At 57.9% G+C, this 5,363-nt stretch carries 3 rRNA genes; all 3 read right to left on the bottom strand.

What is annotated here, in order from left to right:
* Window positions 1–2: 2 nt before the first annotated feature.
* Window positions 3–119 (bottom strand): 5S ribosomal RNA (gene rrf / locus ACTMTB_RS30815).
* Between the two features lie 87 nt (window positions 120–206).
* A 23S ribosomal RNA gene (locus ACTMTB_RS30810) occupies window positions 207–3,317 on the bottom strand.
* Window positions 3,318–3,690: 373 nt separating this feature from the next.
* Window positions 3,691–5,207: ribosomal RNA gene (locus ACTMTB_RS30805) — 16S ribosomal RNA — on the bottom strand.
* Together the 16S, 23S and 5S rRNA genes form the textbook arrangement of a ribosomal RNA operon.
* Between the last annotated feature and the right edge of the window lie 156 nt (window positions 5,208–5,363).

Here is a 5,363-nt window from a genome sequence, read left to right as displayed (position 1 = left end):
TTGTCCGGCGGTGTCCTACTCTCCCACACCCTCCCGAGTGCAGTACCATCGGCGCTGGAGGGCTTAGCTTCCGGGTTCGGAATGTTACCGGGCGTTTCCCCTCCGCCATGACCGCCGTAACTCTATCGACATGTCAAACAACTCGACCAGCAGTGCTGGGTGTTGTTCGTTTGTCGGGAGTTGCACAGTGGACGCGTAGCAGCTTTGTAGTCAAGTCCTCGGCCTATTAGTACCGGTCAACTGAACCCGTTACCGGGCTTACATTTCCGGCCTATCAACCCAGTCGTCTAGCTGGGGGCCTTACCCATCCAAAGGATGGTGGGATACCTCATCTTGAAGCGAGCTTCCCGCTTAGATGCTTTCAGCGGTTATCCCTTCCGAACGTAGCTAACCAGCCGTGCCCCTGGCGGGACAACTGGCACACCAGAGGTTCGTCCGTCCCGGTCCTCTCGTACTAGGGACAGCCCTTCTCAAGTATCCTACGCGCACGGCGGATAGGGACCGAACTGTCTCACGACGTTCTAAACCCAGCTCGCGTACCGCTTTAATGGGCGAACAGCCCAACCCTTGGGACCTGCTACAGCCCCAGGATGCGACGAGCCGACATCGAGGTGCCAAACCATCCCGTCGATATGGACTCTTGGGGAAGATCAGCCTGTTATCCCCGGGGTACCTTTTATCCGTTGAGCGACACCGCTTCCACTCGCAAGTGCCGGATCACTAGTCCCGACTTTCGTCCCTGCTCGACCTGTCAGTCTCACAGTCAAGCTCCCTTGTGTACTTGCACTCAACACCTGATTGCCAACCAGGCTGAGGGAACCTTTGGGCGCCTCCGTTACCCTTTAGGAGGCAACCGCCCCAGTTAAACTACCCACCAGACACTGTCCCTGAACCGGATAACGGTCCGAAGTTAGATACCCAAATCAACCAGAGTGGTATTTCAAGATTGCCTCCACCCATACTGGCGTATGGACTTCACCGGCTCCCACCTATCCTACACAAGCTAATTCGGATACCAATGTCAAGCTATAGTAAAGGTCCCGGGGTCTTTCCGTCCTGCCGCGCGTAACGAGCATCTTTACTCGTAATGCAATTTCGCCGGGCCTGTGGTTGAGACAGTGGGGAAGTCGTTACGCCATTCGTGCAGGTCGGAACTTACCCGACAAGGAATTTCGCTACCTTAGGATGGTTATAGTTACCACCGCCGTTTACTGGCGCTTAAGTTCTCCGCTTCGCCCCGAAGAGCTAACAGGTCCCCTTAACGTTCCAGCACCGGGCAGGCGTCAGTCCATATACATCGAATTACTTCTTCGCATGGACCTGTGTTTTTAGTAAACAGTCGCTTCCCCCTGCTCTCTGCGGCCATACAACGCTCCACCCGCGTGGGGCTTCACGTCTCCGGCCCCCCTTCTCCCTAAGTTACGGGGGCAATTTGCCGAGTTCCTTAACCACAGTTCGCCCGATCGCCTCGGTATTCTCTACCTGACCACCTGTGTCGGTTTGGGGTACGGGCCGCTAAGAACTCGCTAGAGGCTTTTCTCGGCAGCATAGGATCACTGACTTCACCTGAATCGGCTCGGCATCACGTCTCAGCCTATGTGCACCACGGATTTGCCTATGGTGCGGCCTACACGCTTACCCCGGCACAACCACCGGCCGGGCTCAGCTACCTTCCTGCGTCACCCCATCGCTTGACTACTACCCACCAGGTTCCCACGCTCCCCGACAGCGACCCGAAGGTCACCACCGGTTCGGGTGGTTAGCACAGCGAGGTTCGTCAGGGTCGCTCTTTCGCGGGTACGGGAATATCAACCCGTTGTCCATCGACTACGCCTCTCGGCCTCGCCTTAGGTCCCGACTCACCCAGGGCGGATTAGCCTGGCCCTGGAACCCTTGGTCATCCGGCGGAAGGGTTTCTCACCCTTCTTTCGCTACTCATGCCTGCATTCTCACTCGTGCCGCGTCCACAACTGGGTCACCCCGCTGCTTCACCCGCGGCACGACGCTCCCCTACCCATCCACACACCTGCACAAGGAATCAAGTCCAAGCGAGGTTGAAATGTGAATGCCACAGCTTCGGCGGTGTGCTTGAGCCCCGCTACATTGTCGGCGCGGAACCACTTGACCAGTGAGCTATTACGCACTCTTTAAAGGGTGGCTGCTTCTAAGCCAACCTCCTGGTTGTCTATGCGACCCCACATCCTTTTCCACTTAGCACACGCTTAGGGGCCTTAGCTGGTGATCTGGGCTGTTTCCCTCTCGACTACGAAGCTTATCCCCCGCAGTCTCACTGCCGCGCTCTCACTTACCGGCATTCGGAGTTTGGCTGATTTCGGTAAGCTTGTGGGCCCCCTAGACCATCCAGTGCTCTACCTCCGGCAAGAAACACGCGACGCTGCACCTAAATGCATTTCGGGGAGAACCAGCTATCACGGAGTTTGATTGGCCTTTCACCCCTAACCACAGGTCATCCCCCAACTTTTCAACGTTGGTGGGTTCGGCCCTCCACGCGGTCTTACCCGCGCTTCAGCCTGCCCATGGCTAGATCACTCCGCTTCGGGTCTAGAGCATGCGACTGAATCGCCCTATTCAGACTCGCTTTCGCTACGGCTCCCCCACACGGGTTAACCTCGCCACATGCCACTAACTCGCAGGCTCATTCTTCAAAAGGCACGCCGTCACCCCGTAAGGCTCCGACGGATTGTAGGCGAACGGTTTCAGGTACTATTTCACTCCCCTCCCGGGGTACTTTTCACCATTCCCTCACGGTACTCGTCCGCTATCGGTCACCAGGAAGTATTTAGGCTTACCAGGTGGTCCTGGCAGATTCACGGCAGATTTCAGGGGTCCGCCGCTACTCGGGAACACCCACAGAAGGTCAGCAACTTTCACCTACCGGACTTTCACCGTCTACGGTCAGCCATTCCAGACTGTTCGACTAGCCACTGACTTTGTAACTCCTCGAACAAGTGTCAGCTTGTTCAGCGGGGTCCCACAACCCCGACCACGCAACCCCTGACAGGTATCACACGCAGCCGGTTTAGCCTCAATCCGCTTTCGCTCGCCACTACTCACGGAATCACTAATTTGTTTTCTCTTCCTACGGGTACTGAGATGTTTCACTTCCCCGCGTTCCCTCCATACACCCTATGTGTTCAGGTGCAGGTGACACCACATGACTGGTGCCGGGTTTCCCCATTCGGACACCCTGGGATCACAGCTTGGTTGACAGCTCCCCCAGGCCTATCGCGGCCTCCCACGTCCTTCATCGGCTCCTGGTGCCAAGGCATTCACCGTTCGCCCTTGACAACTTGACCACAAAGATGCTCGCGTCCACTGTGCAATTCTCAACAAACGACCAACCCACAACCCGATCCGCCCCACACCAGCCCGACTGTCCGCCGGCGGTATGTGAGGCCAGGCCATGCCTGGCAACCGTCCCCCACCCAAGGTGGGGTCATGGTTCTGAAAGACAACCCAGGGGTTGTTCTTTCAGGACCCAACAGGGTGCTCTGCGTTCCTCCCCAGCCGCACCAGGACTCCCGTTCCCACCACCCAAGGGTGGCTGTACTAGGTGATCCCGGCCGTTGCCGAGCACGAACTCGCCAGTGTCTCCGCCATTGAGCACCCCGACCCGACATTCGCGGGCCGCGGGCTCCTTGCACCCTTTCGGGTGAAGGTGCTCCTTAGAAAGGAGGTGATCCAGCCGCACCTTCCGGTACGGCTACCTTGTTACGACTTCGTCCCAATCGCCAGCCCCACCTTCGACGGCTCCCTCCCACAAGGGGTTGGGCCACCGGCTTCGGGTGTTGCCGACTTTCGTGACGTGACGGGCGGTGTGTACAAGGCCCGGGAACGTATTCACCGCAGCGTTGCTGATCTGCGATTACTAGCGACTCCGACTTCACGGGGTCGAGTTGCAGACCCCGATCCGAACTGAGACCGGCTTTTTGGGATTCGCTCCACCTCACGGTATCGCAGCCCATTGTACCGGCCATTGTAGCATGCGTGAAGCCCTGGACATAAGGGGCATGATGACTTGACGTCATCCCCACCTTCCTCCGAGTTGACCCCGGCAGTCTTCGATGAGTCCCCGCCATAACGCGCTGGCAACATCGAACGAGGGTTGCGCTCGTTGCGGGACTTAACCCAACATCTCACGACACGAGCTGACGACAGCCATGCACCACCTGTGACCGCCCCCGAAGGACCTCACATCTCTGTGAGTTTTGCGGCCATGTCAAACCCAGGTAAGGTTCTTCGCGTTGCATCGAATTAATCCGCATGCTCCGCCGCTTGTGCGGGCCCCCGTCAATTCCTTTGAGTTTTAGCCTTGCGGCCGTACTCCCCAGGCGGGGCGCTTAATGCGTTAGCTGCGGCACAGGGAACCGGAGAGGCCCCCCACACCTAGCGCCCAACGTTTACAGCGTGGACTACCAGGGTATCTAATCCTGTTCGCTCCCCACGCTTTCGCTCCTCAGCGTCAGTATCGGCCCAGAGACCCGCCTTCGCCACCGGTGTTCCTCCTGATATCTGCGCATTTCACCGCTACACCAGGAATTCCAGTCTCCCCTACCGAACTCTAGCCTGCCCGTATCGACCGCAGGCTTGGGGTTGAGCCCCAAGTTTTCACGGTCGACGCGACAAGCCGCCTACGAGCTCTTTACGCCCAATAAATCCGGACAACGCTCGCGCCCTACGTCTTACCGCGGCTGCTGGCACGTAGTTGGCCGGCGCTTCTTCTGCAGGTACCGTCACTTACGCTTCGTCCCTGCTGAAAGAGGTTTACAACCCGAAGGCCGTCATCCCTCACGCGGCGTCGCTGCATCAGGCTTCCGCCCATTGTGCAATATTCCCCACTGCTGCCTCCCGTAGGAGTCTGGGCCGTGTCTCAGTCCCAGTGTGGCCGGTCGCCCTCTCAGGCCGGCTACCCGTCGTCGCCTTGGTAGGCCATCACCCCACCAACAAGCTGATAGGCCGCGAGCCCATCCCAGGCCGAAAAACTTTCCACCAAGCCCCATGCGGGGCCAGGTCATATTCGGTATTAGCCCCCGTTTCCGAGGGTTATCCCAAAGCCTAGGGCAGGTTGCTCACGTGTTACTCACCCGTTCGCCGCTCGAGTACCCCGAAGGGCCTTTCCGCTCGACTTGCATGTGTTAAGCACGCCGCCAGCGTTCGTCCTGAGCCAGGATCAAACTCTCCAACAAAAACTTGTCGAAAAACTGTCCTGACAACAAAAGTGTTGCCAAAGGAATCCCAACCAACAGCACTCCCGAAGAAGAACTGCCAGTCCGGGGTATAAATCATAATTGGCACTGGCTTTTCAAGCACCCTGTTGAGTTCTCAAAGAACAACCACACACC

Origin of the sequence: Micromonospora sp. L32 (assembly GCF_052068055.1) — a bacterium.
In the GTDB taxonomy this organism is placed as follows: domain Bacteria; phylum Actinomycetota; class Actinomycetes; order Mycobacteriales; family Micromonosporaceae; genus Micromonospora; species Micromonospora purpureochromogenes.
This window is presented reverse-complemented; position numbering and strand designations above follow the sequence as displayed.